General features: G+C 65.0%; 16 protein-coding genes. 10 read left to right on the top strand and 6 right to left on the bottom strand.

The window, feature by feature from the left end:
• Positions 1-6: 6 nt before the first annotated feature.
• The 3 genes from F468_RS0107855 to F468_RS0107845 all read left to right on the top strand — a co-directional run bounded on the left by F468_RS0107855 (position 7) and on the right by F468_RS0107845 (position 2,999).
• Positions 7-420, top strand: a complete 414-nt coding sequence (locus tag F468_RS0107855; protein WP_018139307.1) for a hypothetical protein — start codon at positions 7-9, stop codon at positions 418-420.
• A gap of 312 nt (positions 421-732) precedes the next feature.
• Positions 733-2,301, top strand: coding sequence for an EAL domain-containing protein (locus F468_RS0107850; RefSeq protein ID WP_018139306.1), 1,569 nt, complete (start codon positions 733-735; stop codon positions 2,299-2,301).
• Entirely contained in the window at positions 2,298-2,999 is a 702-nt protein-coding gene (locus F468_RS0107845) for an OmpA family protein (protein WP_018993835.1), read from the top strand. Before F468_RS0107850 ends, F468_RS0107845 begins: the two co-directional genes overlap by 4 nt.
• A 1-nt stretch (position 3,000) precedes the next feature.
• On the opposite strand, the gene F468_RS0107840 is transcribed toward F468_RS0107845, so the two are convergent.
• Positions 3,001-3,798 (bottom strand): GGDEF domain-containing protein, encoded by a 798-nt coding sequence (locus F468_RS0107840; protein ID WP_018993834.1) that lies wholly within the window; start codon positions 3,796-3,798, stop codon positions 3,001-3,003.
• A 518-nt stretch (positions 3,799-4,316) separates the two neighbouring features.
• Here F468_RS0107840 and F468_RS0107835 point away from each other — a divergent pair.
• Both F468_RS0107835 and F468_RS0107830 read left to right on the top strand, forming a co-directional pair.
• Complete coding sequence (locus F468_RS0107835) at positions 4,317-4,763, top strand: PRC-barrel domain-containing protein (RefSeq protein ID WP_018994909.1); 447 nt, start codon at positions 4,317-4,319, stop codon at positions 4,761-4,763.
• Between the two features lie 247 nt (positions 4,764-5,010).
• Complete coding sequence (locus F468_RS0107830; protein WP_018139302.1) at positions 5,011-5,748, top strand: Crp/Fnr family transcriptional regulator; 738 nt, start codon at positions 5,011-5,013, stop codon at positions 5,746-5,748.
• A 46-nt stretch (positions 5,749-5,794) separates the two neighbouring features.
• Here F468_RS0107830 and F468_RS0107825 read toward each other — a convergent pair whose 3' ends face one another.
• The 3 genes from F468_RS0107825 to F468_RS0107815 form a co-directional block, all read right to left on the bottom strand.
• On the bottom strand, positions 5,795-6,007 hold the full coding sequence (locus tag F468_RS0107825; RefSeq protein ID WP_018139301.1) for a CsbD family protein: 213 nt from the start codon (positions 6,005-6,007) through the stop codon (positions 5,795-5,797).
• Positions 6,008-6,251: 244 nt separating this feature from the next.
• On the bottom strand, positions 6,252-7,787 hold the full coding sequence (locus F468_RS0107820) for an L-lactate permease (protein ID WP_018993831.1): 1,536 nt from the start codon (positions 7,785-7,787) through the stop codon (positions 6,252-6,254).
• 72 nt (positions 7,788-7,859) lie between these two features.
• A complete protein-coding gene (locus F468_RS0107815; protein ID WP_018994908.1) occupies positions 7,860-8,483 on the bottom strand; it encodes a hypothetical protein in 624 nt (207 codons plus the stop codon).
• Positions 8,484-8,613: 130 nt separating this feature from the next.
• Here F468_RS0107815 and F468_RS0107810 point away from each other — a divergent pair, with 130 nt between their 5' ends.
• The gene (locus tag F468_RS0107810) at positions 8,614-8,991 is read left to right on the top strand and encodes an MliC family protein (protein ID WP_018994907.1); all 378 of its coding nucleotides are present in this window, start codon (positions 8,614-8,616) and stop codon (positions 8,989-8,991) included.
• Here F468_RS0107810 and F468_RS0107805 read toward each other — a convergent pair.
• The gene (locus F468_RS0107805; RefSeq protein WP_018174197.1) at positions 8,933-9,610 is read right to left on the bottom strand and encodes a hypothetical protein; all 678 of its coding nucleotides are present in this window, start codon (positions 9,608-9,610) and stop codon (positions 8,933-8,935) included. The genes F468_RS0107810 and F468_RS0107805 overlap by 59 nt on opposite strands.
• A 194-nt stretch (positions 9,611-9,804) precedes the next feature.
• Between F468_RS0107805 and F468_RS0107800 the strand changes: the two genes are divergently transcribed.
• On the top strand, positions 9,805-10,932 hold the full coding sequence (locus F468_RS0107800) for a flagellin (protein ID WP_018649461.1): 1,128 nt from the start codon (positions 9,805-9,807) through the stop codon (positions 10,930-10,932).
• A gap of 17 nt (positions 10,933-10,949) precedes the next feature.
• On the opposite strand, the gene F468_RS0107795 is transcribed toward F468_RS0107800, so the two are convergent.
• Entirely contained in the window at positions 10,950-11,708 is a 759-nt protein-coding gene (locus F468_RS0107795; protein ID WP_018139295.1) for a hypothetical protein, read from the bottom strand.
• Positions 11,709-11,949: 241 nt separating this feature from the next.
• Here F468_RS0107795 and F468_RS0107790 point away from each other — a divergent pair, with 241 nt between their 5' ends.
• The 3 genes from F468_RS0107790 to F468_RS0107780 all read left to right on the top strand — a co-directional run bounded on the left by F468_RS0107790 (position 11,950) and on the right by F468_RS0107780 (position 15,589).
• Complete coding sequence (locus tag F468_RS0107790; RefSeq protein ID WP_018994906.1) at positions 11,950-13,257, top strand: PAS domain-containing methyl-accepting chemotaxis protein; 1,308 nt, start codon at positions 11,950-11,952, stop codon at positions 13,255-13,257.
• A gap of 222 nt (positions 13,258-13,479) precedes the next feature.
• Positions 13,480-14,622: a hypothetical protein gene (locus F468_RS0107785; protein WP_018994905.1), complete on the top strand. Its 1,143-nt coding sequence runs from the start codon at positions 13,480-13,482 to the stop codon at positions 14,620-14,622.
• A 19-nt stretch (positions 14,623-14,641) separates the two neighbouring features.
• Positions 14,642-15,589, top strand: a complete 948-nt coding sequence (locus F468_RS0107780; RefSeq protein WP_018139292.1) for a hypothetical protein — start codon at positions 14,642-14,644, stop codon at positions 15,587-15,589.
• Positions 15,590-15,741 lie beyond the last annotated feature (152 nt).

Raw genomic sequence — 15,741 nt, 5'->3', positions numbered from 1 at the left:
GTACTGATGTATAGCTATCGCAAGACTGCAATTGCCTTTGCCCTCGCCTCGATGTTCGCGCTGGGTGGACTCGCCACCGCGCAGGCGCAAAACCTGGGTGCGGCAGCCGAAGGTGCTGCCGAGACCGGTGCCGAAGCCAGCGGTGGAGCCGCCGGCGGCTCCGAAATGGGCGGCGAAGCCAGTGGCGGGACCGCCGGCGGTGCGGCGGCCGAAGGCCAGGCCCCGGGTGCCGAGGGTGGTGCTGGCGCGAGCGGCGATGCCGGCGCCAGCGGTGACGTCCGTCAGGACGACGATGCCCGTGGCGGCATGGGCGCCGATGCAGGTGCCGGGGCCGGTGCTGGCGGTGAAGCCGAAGGCGACGACGGCGGTGCCGAAGCCGGCGCCGAAGGTGGGGCCGAAGGCTCCGTCGAGGTCGAGTAATCACCTCCCGGCCGGGCGGCACTTGCCGCCCGGTCCGGCTTGTCCGACTGCGGATCGATCCCCATTTCCGCGGCAACCTCCCACCAATAGGGCTCCGCCTCGCAGGAGCAACAGTCGCAGGCCACCGACACCCCTTCGTGCTGGCTCAGTGATGACCCTGATTTTTCCCTCACAGTGACCTTTTCGTTCATCGTGATTCCTCACGGTGTGGCCATCCTTCTCACCGTCCTCCCGGATGCGGCAGGATCCCAATAACCCCATGCTACACTCTTGAAATCCCGTCTATTCGGGACTTACGGAGGATGGAACGCCATGGCTACACGGCGCGACAAGCTGCTGTTTGCCGTCTTTGGCGTAACCGTCCTGGGGCTCCTGCTGCCGCTGTTTCTCCTGGGCTGGTATCTCTGGCAAGGGTCCGTGGTCGCGGAGGAACAGCGTCTGGACGAACTCGCACAAAAGCTCGGCCAGCAAACCGAGCAGGCGATCCTCGACGCGCGCGACCTGCTCGACGAGCTCAATGCCCTCGATGTGACCCCCTGCTCGCCGCAGCACCTGAACCAGTTGCAGGAAGCCGCGATTTCGCGGCCGCATATTCGCGCCGTCGGTTACTGGCGGGCAGTGGAACGCGAATGCGGCGCCGGTTTTGTCCAGGGCGATGCCCTCACTCCCCCCCAGGCCAGCCGCATCTACGACAGCGGACTGGTGGCCTGGTGGCCCGGCCCCACGACGGCGATCGGCGGCGTAGAGCTCTTCCTGATGCGCTATGGCCAGCACGACGTGGCCATCGACCCGCGCCTGCTGGTAAACCCAGGCCTGCTGGAGGACCAGGAAGTCGGGCTCTGGGTCGAATCCATGCCCATGATCACCCATCCCCCGGGGGCCGATGTCCCGGATCCCGAGTTATTCGAACCCGGGCTCACGGTGGATCACGCCGAACAACGGCTGGTCAGCCGCTCGTCGCTCGATACTATCCTGCCGATCGACATCATCGCCGTGCAGCCGATGGCGCAATTCTGGCAGCGCTACCTCCCCACGCTGGCCGGGGCCGGGGCCTTTGGCCTGTTACTCGTTGGTTTGTGGCTGTTTCTGATCCTGCGGTACTTCCGCCACCAGCTCAGCCTGGCTCAGGAGCTGCGCGAGGCGATTGCGCATGACCAGCTGCAGGTGGTGTTCCAGCCCATCGTCGACCTGGAAACAGGCAGCTGTCAGGGTGCCGAGGCCCTGGCGCGTTGGCGGCGCGATAACCGGGAAACTATTGGCCCGGATGTCTTCGTGCCTCTGGCCGAAGATACCGAACAGGGGACCGACTTGACCCTCGCGATCCTGCGCTGTGTCCTCCACGAGCTGGGGCCACAGCTCCGCGACCGGCCGGATTGCCCGATCAACCTGAACATCACCGGACAGGATCTGGCCTCCACCCGCTTTAGCGAAGCCCTCCAGCGCGAGCTTGAACAGGCCAAGGTTCCGGCCCACGCAATCAAGCTCGAGATCACCGAGCGCTCGCTGCTCAACACGGATGACGTTCGCAGGAGAATCCAGGATTTGCGCGCGCGCGGCCATCGCATCGCGATTGACGATTTTGGCACCGGCTACTCCAGCCTGGCCTATCTCGAGAGCTTCGAACTGGACACCCTCAAGATTGACAAAACATTTGCCGATGCCATTGGCCACGAAGCGGTGACCAGCAACATCATTAGCCATATCATCGTGATGGCACGCTCGCTGAAGCTGAACATCGTCGCCGAAGGCATCGAGTCCGGGCATCAGGTCGAGTGGCTGCGCCAGCAAGGGGTCGGATTCGGGCAAGGCTATCGCTTCAGCCGCCCCCTCTCGGCGCGCGCATTCCGTGATTGGTGCCAACAAGCCGGGGACTCGAAGTGAACGCCATTATTCGCCACAACACACTTGCCGCCATCGTCGCGGCACTGTTGTTGACCGGGTGTAACGCCATGCCCACTCAGGGAGAACGTTCACCAGATGCAGCCGCCAACGGCGAACAAGCCCGGGATACCCCCCATCAGGACGATGCTTACGGGACGAGCCGGAACGCGGTTTATCTGGCGCGCGATGACGACGCCGTCAACGCACGTCGTCAGCACCTGCTGGACGAGGGGCACGAATCCGTCGCCCTGGATCGGGTGGGCTTCTATATGGACGTGCTGACCGCACGGTTGCGCCAGGAACTTTCGGGATACGATGTGCAAATGGAACGCGAGGGGCGAATCATCACCCTGATATTTCCGGGCGCCAAGGCCTTCGAGACCAACAGCGCGGAGATTCACCCGGACATGATACCCACCCTCGATGCCCTGGGGCAGGTGCTCGAGGAGTACGACGCCAGCCTGGTGACGATCGCCGGACATACCGACTCTGCGGGCGCACGCGGTTACAACCAGCACCTGTCGGAACAACGGGCCCTGTCGGTCGGTCGTCACCTGCACGACAATGGCGTCGGAGAGGCGCGCATCATTGCGATCGGCTACGGACCGGACCGCCCCATCGCCGAGAATGAAACGTCACATGGGCGCGCCCTGAACCGCCGCGTGGAGCTACGCGTGGAGCCACTAACGGCCACCTGACTCACAAAGCGTCTGGGGGGCCCTCCGCGCGGTGGACCTCGACACGATTTCGGCCACGCGCCTTGGCGCGATAGAGCGCCGCATCGGCCTTGCGCACGAGATCTTCCAGGGAATCTCCGGGTTCGCGAGACACCACCCCCAGGCTGATCGACATCGGCTGGCCATGGGCCGCCGGTGGGTCCGCAATGGCCTGGCGGAGTTTTTCCGCCAGCAACGCTGCACGGTCCGAGTCGGCGTGCGGCACGAGGATCAGGAACTCCTCGCCGCCCCACCGGCCGAGACGGTCCGAGTCGCGCAGGCACGCCTGCAACCGCTGGCACATCTCCCGCAGGATGGCATCCCCCATCGCGTGACCGTAGCGATCGTTGACCTCCTTGAAGTAGTCGAGATCGAGAAAAATCAACGAAAGCGGCAGGTTGTAACGCTCCGCACGAGCCACCTCGTGTTCCGCCTCGGTCTTGAACTTCTGGCGGTTCCAAACCCCGGTCAAGGCGTCCGTATTGGCCAGACGCACCAATTCCTCCTGCTGCTGGCGCAGTGTTGCCTCGACCTCCTTGCGCAGAGCGGCCTCCTGACGCAAACGGCGACTGACCCGCACGTAATGCAGCAGGAGCAGGCTAACCAGGAGCAAGGTAGCGCCTGCGATCAGCGCAATCCGGTACCACCATGCGTGGTCGACTGCGACGCGTACCGCCTGCCGGCGCGGCAGGTTTGGTCTGTCCCGGTTGACCCCACCGCGGCTGGCGCTCTGATCATCCGCCCGGTCCGACGAATTCCGGGCCGCCTGGGCCGGAAACAATTCCCTGCCCCACCGTTCCTCCGGTCCACCGGACCCCGATAACCGCCAGGGGGCCTGGCGAGCCTGGATATCACTGTCCTGCAGCAAGACCCCGGCGTGAGACGAAGGCGGCGGGCTGGCGCAGACGGGGACGGAGAGGAACAGCCACAACAGCCCCCCGAAGCCAAGCCGCAAGCCTTGGCTGCGAAAGCCACGGTTCTGGACGAGCGTCATCGGCATCCCTCGGATCGACTGGCGCTTGCGTGCCGGCCCTTCTGCTGAGCCTAGCACCCCGTCGGCGAAACAACCTGCGGGTCACACCGCGTCTGGTCGGGCCAGTCACGAATCATCCTGGCGAAAAACCAGCGTTCATCGCACTCCTGGCCGTTATTGCCTCGATTTGTGGGCCGCCGTACAGACCGACATTGCAGCCAGCCACATGATCGGGGACGCGTATACATCGTGCGGGTCGAGTGCCCGAACGATGAGCTTGACACTGACCGCCGGCGTTAACGCCGACCCCTTCAAGGAGCGGAATCATGAAGAAACTCACCTCACTCAAATTCGCCGCCGCGATGATCCCCGTTCTCGCCTTTGGCATGAGCACCGCCATGGCGGGCGAACACGAACTGAACGGCAATGACCGCAACGCAATGGAAGAGCGTGATGCCGACGAGCGCCATGATGCCCCCCATATCGACCGTATGCCGGCGCAGGGACTGCATGCCTCCGATCTGATGGACAAGAAGGTCCACAGCCGGACTGACGACGAGGAAGTCGGCGAGATCAATGACCTCGTCATCGATCAGGACGGTCGGATCATCGCCGTCGTAGTCGGCACCGGCGGTGTCCTGGGTATGGGCGAAAAGGAGATCGCAATCGCCTGGGACCGGATCGACCGCACGACCGAAGGCGACGAGGTCAAGCTGTACATCGATATGGATGAAGACACCCTGAAGGAAGCGCCCGAGTACGAACGCGACTAGGGCTCGCACTACCCGGCCCGAGGGATTGCTCTTCCCTCGGGCTCGGTCTTCCGCTACGCCGGCCTGGCCAGTGCAGAACGTTGGGCGTCGCTACGCCAACTGCCTTAACGCGAAAATGGTCCGCCAGTCTGGAAGATTTCAGTCGGGGATACGGGGTTTAGCCCACCGCGAAGGACTATCCTTAAACTATTAATTATCCGAATCTTTCCGACCGTCGAACGCTCCCGACCAACAAACGGACGCACCGGTGCCCTTAACCCGACCGACCGGGCGAACGCCCCTCGACAATGGACTGCTCGCGGCCCTGCCGGACAGTGAATACAAGCATCTCCAGCCACACCTGAATCCGGTGCTATTGCCACTCGGCACCAGCCTTTACGAGGGCCCGTCGGAGACCCACTACGTCTACTTCCCCACCGAAGCCATCATCGCCTTGATGTGTGTAATGGAAGACGGCAAGTGTGGCGAGATCGCGGTGGCCGGACGGGAGGGACTGGTCGGGATCTCGCTGTTGATGGGCGGCTACACGACCCCCACCCGGGCCTCGGTACGCATGGCCGGGCACGCCTATCGAATCCGCAGCGCCATCATCAGCGAGGCCTTCTCGCGCACAGGCGAACTGCAACGCCTGATGCTTCGCTACACGCAGGCCTTGTTCACGCAAATCGCACAGACCTCCGCCTGCAATCGACACCACTCGGTGGAGCAGCAGCTCTGCCGCTGGCTGTTGCTGAGCGACGATCGCTCACCACATCGCGAACTCAAAATGACCCATGAACTCATCGCGAGCATGCTGGGGGTTCGCCGAGAAGGCGTCACCGAGGCCGCCGGGCGGTTACAAAAGTCGGGCTTGATCACCTACCACCGAGGTCGCCTGGTCATTCTCGACCGTCCGGGGCTCGAGCAGCACAGCTGCGAGTGCTACGGGGTCGTATCTCGAGAATACGCCCGCCTCCTCGATGAACCGACGACGCCACAGTACTAGTCCCGGAACGCATCAGTCCCGGGGCGTCGCCAGCGGGCCGCTTCGCTCAGTGTTCGTCCCGGTCGATCTTCTTCTCGAACTCTGCCAGCTGCTGCTCCGCTTCGTCCTTCGTCACGCCATAGCGTTCCTGAATGCGGCCTGCCAACTCTTCCCGCTTGCCAGCCACGGCGTCGAGTTCGTCGTCCGTCAGCTTCCCCCAGCGCGCCTTGACCTTCCCCTTGAACTGCTTCCAGTTTCCTTTAACGATGTCCCAGTTCATTCCCCGTCCTCCTCCAGTCGCTGATCGGCGACATTGCCAATCAACACCCGAGCGTAAGCAGACCACCTGGCTGGCGTCTGTTCGGCGACGCACAGACGTTCCACCCCCGCGTGTGACTCACTGGTGTGCCCACCCAGCCAGTCAGGCCATCTACTCATGATGACCCACATCATCTGGCTCGTCGGCTTTGTCGTAATCGTGCTGGTGACCCTGAGCTTTCTCGGTTTCCCAGGGGGCCGGAGCTTCACCAGACGAGCGCCAGCAAGCCGGCCCCGAGACAGACCACCACCACGGGAACAATCGTCTCCCGTACCACCTGCCCTTCGCGCGCCTGGAGGCCGCAGGCCGCGGCCGCCATTGCGATGTTGTGCAACGAGATCATGTTGCCCACGCCTGAGCCGATCAGCTGCAAGGCGAGAATCGACGGCAGCGACAATGCCACTGCTTCCGCGGTGTCGGCCTGCAGGCGGGCAAAGAGCAGATTGGAGACCGTGGCACTTCCGGTCATGAACGACCCCAGCGCCCCCAGAAATCCGCTGAACAGCACGAACGTGCCCCCCAACCACCCGGCGAGGCTCTGCCCCAGTACCTGCGGCATCGAGGGGAGCCCCGCCGCGTTGAGCTCGGACATCAGCAGGATCTGGGTGAGCGCGATGATGAAGATCAGCACGATCGCGGCTACCCGCAGCTTGCGTCCAGTAGCCACCACGGCCTCACCCAGCGTGGCGCGCCCGACGCGAAAAAGGATCAGTGCAGTCAGCAGCGCCAGGGCAAAGTAGAAATACGGCGTGTACAGCGGGGCCAGGCTCTGCCCCAGTTCCACCCCCTGAAACTCGCCCAGGGACCAGCGCACCGATTGCAGGGCCTCGCGCAGCGGCATCACCGTGCGCGAGGCAATCAAGGCCACCGACATCACGGCGAACGGCACAAACGCCACGAGTACCCGCTTGATCGGGGCGGGTTCGGTCTCGGTGTGTTGCGGGCTCGATGGCAGCAGAAAACCTTTGTGCGCGGCCAGTGAGATGACGACCATCGCGACGACGCCACCGACAATCGAGGGCAACTCCGGCCCGATCAGCCAGGCGACCAGGGCGTACGGAATACCGAACGCGAGCGCGGAGAGCACCGCGAATGGCACAAACTCGCGAAAACGCCCCTTCTCGTCCCCCAGCGTGGCAACCCAGGTCATGAAAATGGTGATGAACACGGCCAGCAGCGCGAGGATGAACGCCGTGCGCACCACCGCCTCCTGCACCACCGCATCGTCCAGTCCCAGCCCCGCGAAGCCGATCACCACCGGCGTACCCGCCGCGCCAAACGGCACCGCGGTACTGTTGCCGATCAGCGCGATCGCCACGGCCTTCAGCGGCTTCATGCCGAAATAGACGAGCAGGGGTGCCGCCAGCACGGCTGGAGTCCCGAACCCGGCGATACCCTCCACGAACCCGACCAGACCCCAGCCCAGCAACATCGCCAGCACGCGCGGATCGCGCGACACGCTGGCGATCACCGACTGGATCGCATCCATGTGGCCGGTTGCGATCATCACGTTCAGCACCAGCAGCGCGACGGCCACAATCAGCATGACCTCGACAAACACCACGCCCGCATCCAGCAGGCTCGCGCCCAGCACGGCCCCCGGCATCTGCCAGACCCACAGGGCAATAACCAGTGTCGCCAGATAGGCCAGTGGCGCGGCCTCGTAGGCCGGCCTGCGCAACGGGACCAGCCAGACAAACAGCACCACAAACGGCACCAGGGCCACCCAGAAAAGCGTCATGCGTGCGACATCCTCGAGAAAACGTTATCGGGAGAGTATCGCCTGTCCCGCGCAGAGGCCCACTGCGTCAGATCAATCGCGCGTATCCTCCTGATCCGGATGAACACGCCCAAAGCGACCCATGCCCCACCAAAGCATGCGATGGCTCAACCACCAGACCAGGGCGCAGCCGGCCATCAAGACCGCCAGCCACACATAGGGATGGACCAGGTCCTGCGGACGGGCCCAGGGCCCTAGAACCCAGTTCACGTTCGCCTCGGGCGTCGACAGCAGGTACGACACCAGCAAGACGGCCCAGCCCACCAGGATCCACAAACGCCCCGCCACCGGGTCGTATCCCAGGCGCCAGACCATCCACAACAGCACCAACGGAAGCGGCAGGTGGTACAGGGAGAACAGCCGCAGGTAGAGCGGAACCTCCGGATCGAACATGTAGGCGACAAAGCCGAAGGGCGGGTTCCCCAGCAGCACCAGCCCCAGCAGAAAGTCGATCACCCACCCCATCTCGAGCAGGACCACGCCCACCGCCAGCATGCTCGCCAGGCGCCGGCTCGCCAGCCACGCCGCCGCGCACCCGGCGATCAGCGCGAGATTGGACAGCCAGAGGAAATTGAGCCAGCCATACTGGACCGCATAGACCGGTACCAGGACGCAGACAAACAGCAGGTAGGCAACCAGAAACCAGCGAGGAAACAAAGCGTAATCGCCTGACGGGGCCGGGCTCTCACTATAACGGTTCGAACCCGGAGTCACAGTGTTCCTTCACGTGCGACAGCCCGTTACGCGTATGATGAAAAGTCCATTCGACCCGCGGGAGAACCGGCGCGTGAGAACCTGGATTGCCATCAACGCCACGCTGGTACTCGCCGCCTGCGGCACCCTGCCCCCGACCGCCGAACAGGCACGCGATGTGCCCTACAGCTGCGATCGTGGCCCGAACCTGATGGCGAGCTTCAGCGACAATGAGGCCGAGCTGCGCTTTGGCCGTTCCAAGGCCGTATTACAGGCGACCGAGGTCGCCTCCGGGGCACGCTACGCCAACCCCGGCGAGCAGATCGTCTTCTGGACCAAGGGCGAAGCCGCCATGCTCGAATTCCACGGCATCTACTGGACCTGCCGCGTTCGCCAGCCCAATGCCGATGCAGCTACTCCGGCTCCACCGGCGCCACGGCACTGGAGTGCCGCGGCGGGTGTTCCTGAATAAACGCCTCCAGCCGGCCAAGCGCCTCGCCAGCACTGGAAAAGCCTTCCAGACCGCATTCGACCGAGCCTTCCAGATACGGTCGCATGCCCTCGCCAATGCTCGGCGTGTAACCCACGCCCGTGGTCGCCAGAAGCTCCGGATCCAGGCGCCCATCGGCATGGATGCGCTGGATCTGCAGTACCGCGATCCCCTCCGAGGTCACCCGGTCCTCGCGCACCAGTAACGTCTCGCCGTTATCGCACTCGGCGATCTGCAGTGCACCTTCCCTGGCCGTTTGTGCCATCTGGTGCTCGTAGCTGCGCGCCTCGGGGTCCTGCAGGATCACGCGAGCACCCTCGAAGGCCAGGGCCGCCAGCAACAGCATCCCCGCCAGCCCGAACAGCGTAGCCGCCACCCGCCGCCAGCCCAGCACATAACCGACAGCACCACCGACCAGCAAAAGCGGCGTACCCCACTCGAAGGTCCGGGCCAGCGGTACGGGCATAAAGTCGATCCCGCCGCCGAGCCCCAGCAGGGCGGTGACATAAAGCCAGACGATCCCCAGCCCGACCCCGAGCAGGATCGCGATCAGCGCGCGCCAGAACAGCGACTGCCTGCGCTCGGGTTGCGTATCGGCCATGCCCCTCTCCAATCCAGTCCAATCGGCGCAGCCTAAGCAAACACGCGCCGATGTGCACGCCGTACATCGTTTCGTGGCCTTGCAAGCCTAAAGTTTCCTCAAACCCCGCCGTTAAGCGAATGTAGACGGGAATTTCCGGCTGCGGAATCCGGCCCTTCGCCGGATCGCCCTTGTGGCGTGCGAGACCCGACAACATGGCCCAGGTGTTGAGTGTTGCCACCAACCTCCTGTCGCTCAATGCCCAGCGCCACCTGCGCCAGTCGCAGGCCGCCCTGCAGACGGCCTTCCAGCGCCTGTCTTCAGGCCAGCGCATCAACTCGGCGCGCGACGACGCCGCCGGGCTGGCCATCTCCGAACGCTTCACAACCCAGATCCGCGGCCTGAACCAGGCCATGCGCAACGCGCAGGACGGCATCTCGCTGGCCCAGACCGCCGAGGGCGCCCTGGGCTCCATGACCGGCAACCTGCAACGTATCCGCGAGCTGGCGATACAGGCGGCCAATGCCACCCTGTCGGCCTCGGACCGCGGCGCCATCGACCGCGAGGTTCGCCAGCTCCTGGCCGAGAACGACCGCATCGCGACCCAGACAACCTTTAACGGCCGTTCGCTGCTGGACGGGTCCATGGGCACCGCGTTCTTCCAGATCGGCGCCAACGCCGGGCAGACCCTCGCCATCGACCTCGGCAACAGCATGCGCAACCGCTTCGTGGGCGACATTGCCAGTGCCTGGTCCGGCGAACTGGAGGCCGCCTTCGCCGGCAATCCGCTGGAGGTGGATCAGGATTTCTCCATCCGTGTGGGCGAGCGCGACCCGGTGGAGATCCCTGCGGGACCCTATCGCTCCCCCCAGGAACTGGCGACCGCGATCGACCGCGCCCTCGGATCAACCGGCCGCGCGATCCTGACCGACGACGGCCGGCTCAACCTGATCGCCCGCGAGACCCTGACGATCTCGGGGGAGACCGCCCTCGCCACGCTCGGGCTGCCGGCCACCACCGAGCCCGGGGGGAGCCTGAACGATATCGACCTGACCTCGCGCCAGGGGGCCAGCGACGCCCTGTCACGTGTGGATGCCGCGCTGGATGCGGTCAACGCGCGGCGCAGCCAGTTCGGGGCCATCCAGAACCGCTTCGAGTCGACCATCACCAACCTGGGCATCACCAGCGACAACCTGGCGGCGGCCCGCAGCCGCATTCTGGACGCCGATTACGCGGCCGAGGTCAGCCGCCTGGTGCGCGCCCAGATCCTGCAACAGGCCGGGCTCGCCGTGCTCGTTCAGGCCAACGCGCTACCCCAGACCTTCCTGCGGCTGCTCCAGTAATCAGGGGGCCGGCGCGCCTACTCCCCTGCGGGTCGGGCCGCCGCGCCAGAGAACTCCGGCCCCCGGACATCGTCATCGGTCCAGCCACGGTCCTGGTCACGACTGGTCACCCACCATTCGTGAACGAACAGCCGAATCGGCCCAAGCACGCGTTCTTCGAAACGCGATGGCAGCGTATACGGGCCGACCTCCTCGTACTCCAGGAAGGTCGTATCGACATGGGCATTCCGGGTCGGCTCGAAGCCGGTCAGGGTGATATGCACCCGATAGAGCCGATCGGTTTCGGGGTGGATCCACATCACCACCTGATCCTCGTCCGCCTTGCCAAAGCCCGGCTGGATGGTCGCCAGCACGCGACGGTAGTCCACGCCGCCCTCGCGGCGATCCGCCAGCCGCGTCATTGAGGTCGCGCGGTGTTTCACGAAGGTCGGTCCGTAGTGGAACAGCTTGCCGGCATCGGTCGTCATCGCGGTGGCACGAATCCGGTCCTCGTCCTCGCTCCGCTCGCCGTCGTAGTACACGCGAATCTCGTCACGCTGGCGGATCACCGTCTTGGTGCCCTCCGGCCCCGTGTAATGGACTGCGTACAACTCGTCCGCCGGGCGGTAGCGCTCCTCGCCCTGGCCACGGTAGCCACCATCCGCCACCAGCGGCTGCACACGCTGAACCATTCGCCCCCACTCGCCGTCCGTAGCCTGGTTCAGGTCCCCGTCGTACTCGCGAAGATCCCCTCCGTGCGCGGCCATGGTCCGGTCGAACAGTTCCTGGGCCGTCATTCCGTCGGCGAAAGCCCGGCCCTCATCGGGCTCCGGGAAAGTAGCGGCACAACCCGCCAACAGCAGTACAGACACCACCAGAAGCGGCACTACCCATGCGCTCGCTCGCAACACCGGCAATGTCGTCTTGTTCTTCTTTTCCATTTCTGCACCCTCGAAAACCCTTTGTGTATAGTTCTTGTACAATGCGTGTACATGAAGTTCAATAGGGCATCATCAATCAACCGCTCAGGACGTACCCATGTGTGCAAATGCCACCCGGTTCCCCACCCAGGGGGCGCCCCTTGCGGTTTCCAGCGACGACGCTACGGCCATACTCGCGGCCGTCCGCGATGCCGTCGCCTATATCGAATTTGCGCCGAACGGTACGGTGCTCGACGCCAACTCGCACTTCCTCGAGACTGTCGGTCATCCCCGCGAGGATGTGATCGGCCAGCACCACCGGATGTTCTGCGACCCGGACTACGTTCGCTCCATGGAATACCGCCAATTCTGGCGGCAGCTGGCTACGGGCGAGTCCCACGCCGGCACCTTCCCCAGGGTCACGCGGGCTGGCGAGACCATCTGGCTGGAAGCCACCTACTTTCCGGTACGCGATGCCCAGGGCGACGTGTACAAGGTCGTCAAGATCGCATCGAATGTGACCGGCAAGATGGAGACGCTCCACGACCAGGCAGCCGTATTCGAGGCGCTGGATCGTTCCCAGGCGGTCATCGAGTTCACGCCGGACGGCACCATCCTCAAGGCCAACGACAACTTCCTGCAGGCCGTCGGTTACCCGCTCGAACACATTCAGGGCCAGCACCACCGGATGTTCTGCGACGACGCCTTCTACCGCGAGAACCCGAATTTCTGGCAAGACCTCGCCCGCGGGCGCTTCATGAGCGGCAAATTCCGCCGTTTCAAGTCCTCCGGCGAGGAGATCTGGCTGGAGGCCACCTACAACCCGATTCTCGATGACCACGGTCATACCGTGAAGGTCATCAAGTTCGCCACGGACATCACCGCCAGCGTGCACATGGCCGAGCGCACCCGGGAGGCCTCCGCCATCGCCTGCGAAATGGCCCAGAAAACCGCGGATGGCGCGCAACGCGGAGAGGCCTCGCTGGAGGCCAATGCGACCAACTCCGAACAGATCCGCCAGCATGTGGCCGAAACCAAATCGGCGATCGATCGACTCAATGCCGAGGCGCGCAGTATCGAGTCGATCATCGAGACCATCCGCAGCGTGGCGGAAACCACCAAGATGCTGTCCCTCAATGCCGCTATCGAAGCCGCGCGTGCCGGAGAGCAAGGGCGCGGCTTTGCCGTGGTGGCACAGGAGGTCCGCAAGCTCGCGTCCGATACCCGCGACGCCACCAGTCAGATCGCCGAGGTCATTCATGGCAACCTGCAAAGCACCCAGGCGATCGCAGAGCGCATCGACACCGTGAACCAGGTGGCCGAGCAAGGGCGCCAACAGGTCCTGTCGGTACAGCAGATCATGGCCGAGATTCGCGAAGGCGCCAGCCACGTCGTCGAATCCGTCTCCTCGATCCCGCGCACATGACCCGGCCTGCGAGAGGCCTCGCACACCCGGAAGGCAAATCCATCCGGGCAACGGGCCGCTCCTGACCATCGAAGCCCCGCCATCCCCCCTTCATTCCCTCATTGACCGCGAGGGTTCTCTCGCCTAGTCTTTCCTTTGGGTGGCGATCCCGAGCGATCGGCGGCAAACATTCCGGAACGGATCCGAATGGCTGCGACCACCCGACAGGGAGGGAAACGCCCCATGCCAGCGCGCATGTTCGGCTTGTTCGCGAGACTCGGGCCCCTGGCCGGCCTCAGCCTGTTCGGGCTGACTGCGCTGCTGCCCGCACAAGCCCTGTCTGCGGTCACCCCCGCCCCCCTGCCGCACAACACCGGCTTCTACCTCTCGCCTTATACCGCCTCCGGAGAGCTGGCCGGGTGGGTCGACGAGGCACTGGGCGAGTCCTCGCGCGACATCTCCGGGCTGGCCGCACGCCTGCTGCAAACGGCGGCGATGGCCTATGGTGCGCAGCAGTCGAATCGTCTGGGCGGCATGCTCGACCAGGCCAGCCGGTCGTCCGGCATACCCGCGATGGACTTCGGCCATGCCCTTGCCGCGGCCACCGAACCCGGCCGCACCTCGGCCGGGGGACTTGAGCAGGCCACCGCCATCCTGGGCGAGCTGGGGAGCCGTGGACTGGTGGGCGAACACGCCGGCCATCAGGTCCGGCGGCTTGCGCAGGTGCTGGAGGACCCGGAGGCCGCCGTGCGCGGCGAGCTGGAACGCCTGCAGATCGGCTCGCGGGACATCGCCGGGGTACTCCGCGAACTGGAGCGCCTCCCGCAAGGCCAACGCCGAAGCGTACTCGGAGCCCTGGACCACGACACCGCCCCGGCGCTGGAACTCCTGCTGGACGCCGGCCACCAGCGGCTTGACCAGCAGATGCACGAACTGGCCCAGCCCCGCAGCGCATCGTCCGGCTCTGCCGCCAGCGTCTTTGGCTTGCTGGCCCGTGACCACGATGCCGGGCTGTTCGGCGCCGGGGAGCTGCTGCAACGTCAGCTGGGCGATCACGCCCTGCGCCAGGGCGCCGAGCTGGGCATGGGGTTCTTCGCCCTGTTCGACGGGCTCTCGCAAACCCACCGTCAACTCGAACTGACCCCTGAGCGCATGGTGCGCTACCGCCAGTCCGCCGACCGTTCGTTCAACGACCTCGACAGCCTGCTGGTACACACCATGGTGCACTACCGCACCCGGCGCGACTTCGCCCGCGCCAGCGAGGCCGTGATGCTCCTCTACCCCGAGGCACGCCCGCGCATGGACGCCGCCCATCGCGTGGCGGGCGACATCATCACCGCCGAATGGCACCGCATGCAGCAACGCATGGACCTGCAATGGCAATAAACCCACGGAGAACCCACTGATGCGAATCCACCTGACGCCTGCCCGCATGCTCGCCATGGGCGCGATCCTGAGCCTGGGCCTGACGACCTCGCTCGCCCACGCCACGCCGGGCGCCGACCGCCAATTCGACCGCAATATCCAGGCGGTCGACACGGGCCTGCTGGAACCCGGCACCCGGGCGCTGCTGGACGCCTATCGCAGCGAACGTGGATCGCGCGAGGCGCGGCAGATCAGCCGTCAGGCCCTGCCGGGTCGCAGTGCCACGCAGTGCGCCTGGGACGATCGCTACCGCATCATGGCCAACCTCGAAGCGCCGTCCGAGGTTATCTTTACCCGCGCCCTGGTCACCAACAAGGGACGCGGCTCGGTAGACTTGGGCTTTGACCGCTTCGAACTGCACGCCGACGGCGCCTGCCCGGATACGGTCGACAACGGGCCCGTCAGTTTCTGGATGACCTGGTACCAGAACCACCAGGCCATGGAGCCGGCGGCCGTCTCCAGCATCGAGGAGGCGCGGCGGCTGTACGCCGCCTCCGCCATGGACAGCAGCATGAAGATGGTTATGCGCTTCGACGGCGAGATGCGGGACGGCCAGCCCCACGGTCGCTTCCGACTGATCCAGACCAATCACGCACCCGAGATGCAGGGCATGCGCGGCGGCAGTGTCAGCAGCCATGCGCTGGGTTATGTCGAATTCGAGGCCGGCGAGCGGATCCGGCGGCTGATCGTGACCGAGATGGCCCACGGCGCCACCCTGGTCTACCTGGAACAGCCCCATGGCGAGGCGAACATGCTCAACTACTGGGTCCTGCACGGGGCCGGCATGCACATGGGCGACCATTACCCGACCAACGCCGCTGGCGAAATCGATGGCCTCTTCGTACGTATGCGCAGCAACGAGAGCCCACCCGAGATCAGCGCCTGCGTGCGCGGCAACCTGCCCGCCGAGCGTTCCGCCTGCGACTAGGCCACGCTGACGGCCGCGGGGCAGGACCTCCCGCCCTGCGCCGTTTCCCTCAAGCCCCGAAAAAAGCACCCGGCTCAATCACTGATGGGCCCGGACGTCTCGTTCCGGCGCATATGAACTACACTCCCGGAACAACCACTTATAGCTGCGTG

The organism is Thioalkalivibrio sp. ALJ2, assembly GCF_000378325.1.
GTDB lineage: Bacteria > Pseudomonadota > Gammaproteobacteria > Ectothiorhodospirales > Ectothiorhodospiraceae > Thioalkalivibrio.
The sequence above is the reverse complement of the archived record's forward strand: the minus strand, read 5'-3'. Positions and strand labels throughout refer to the sequence as shown.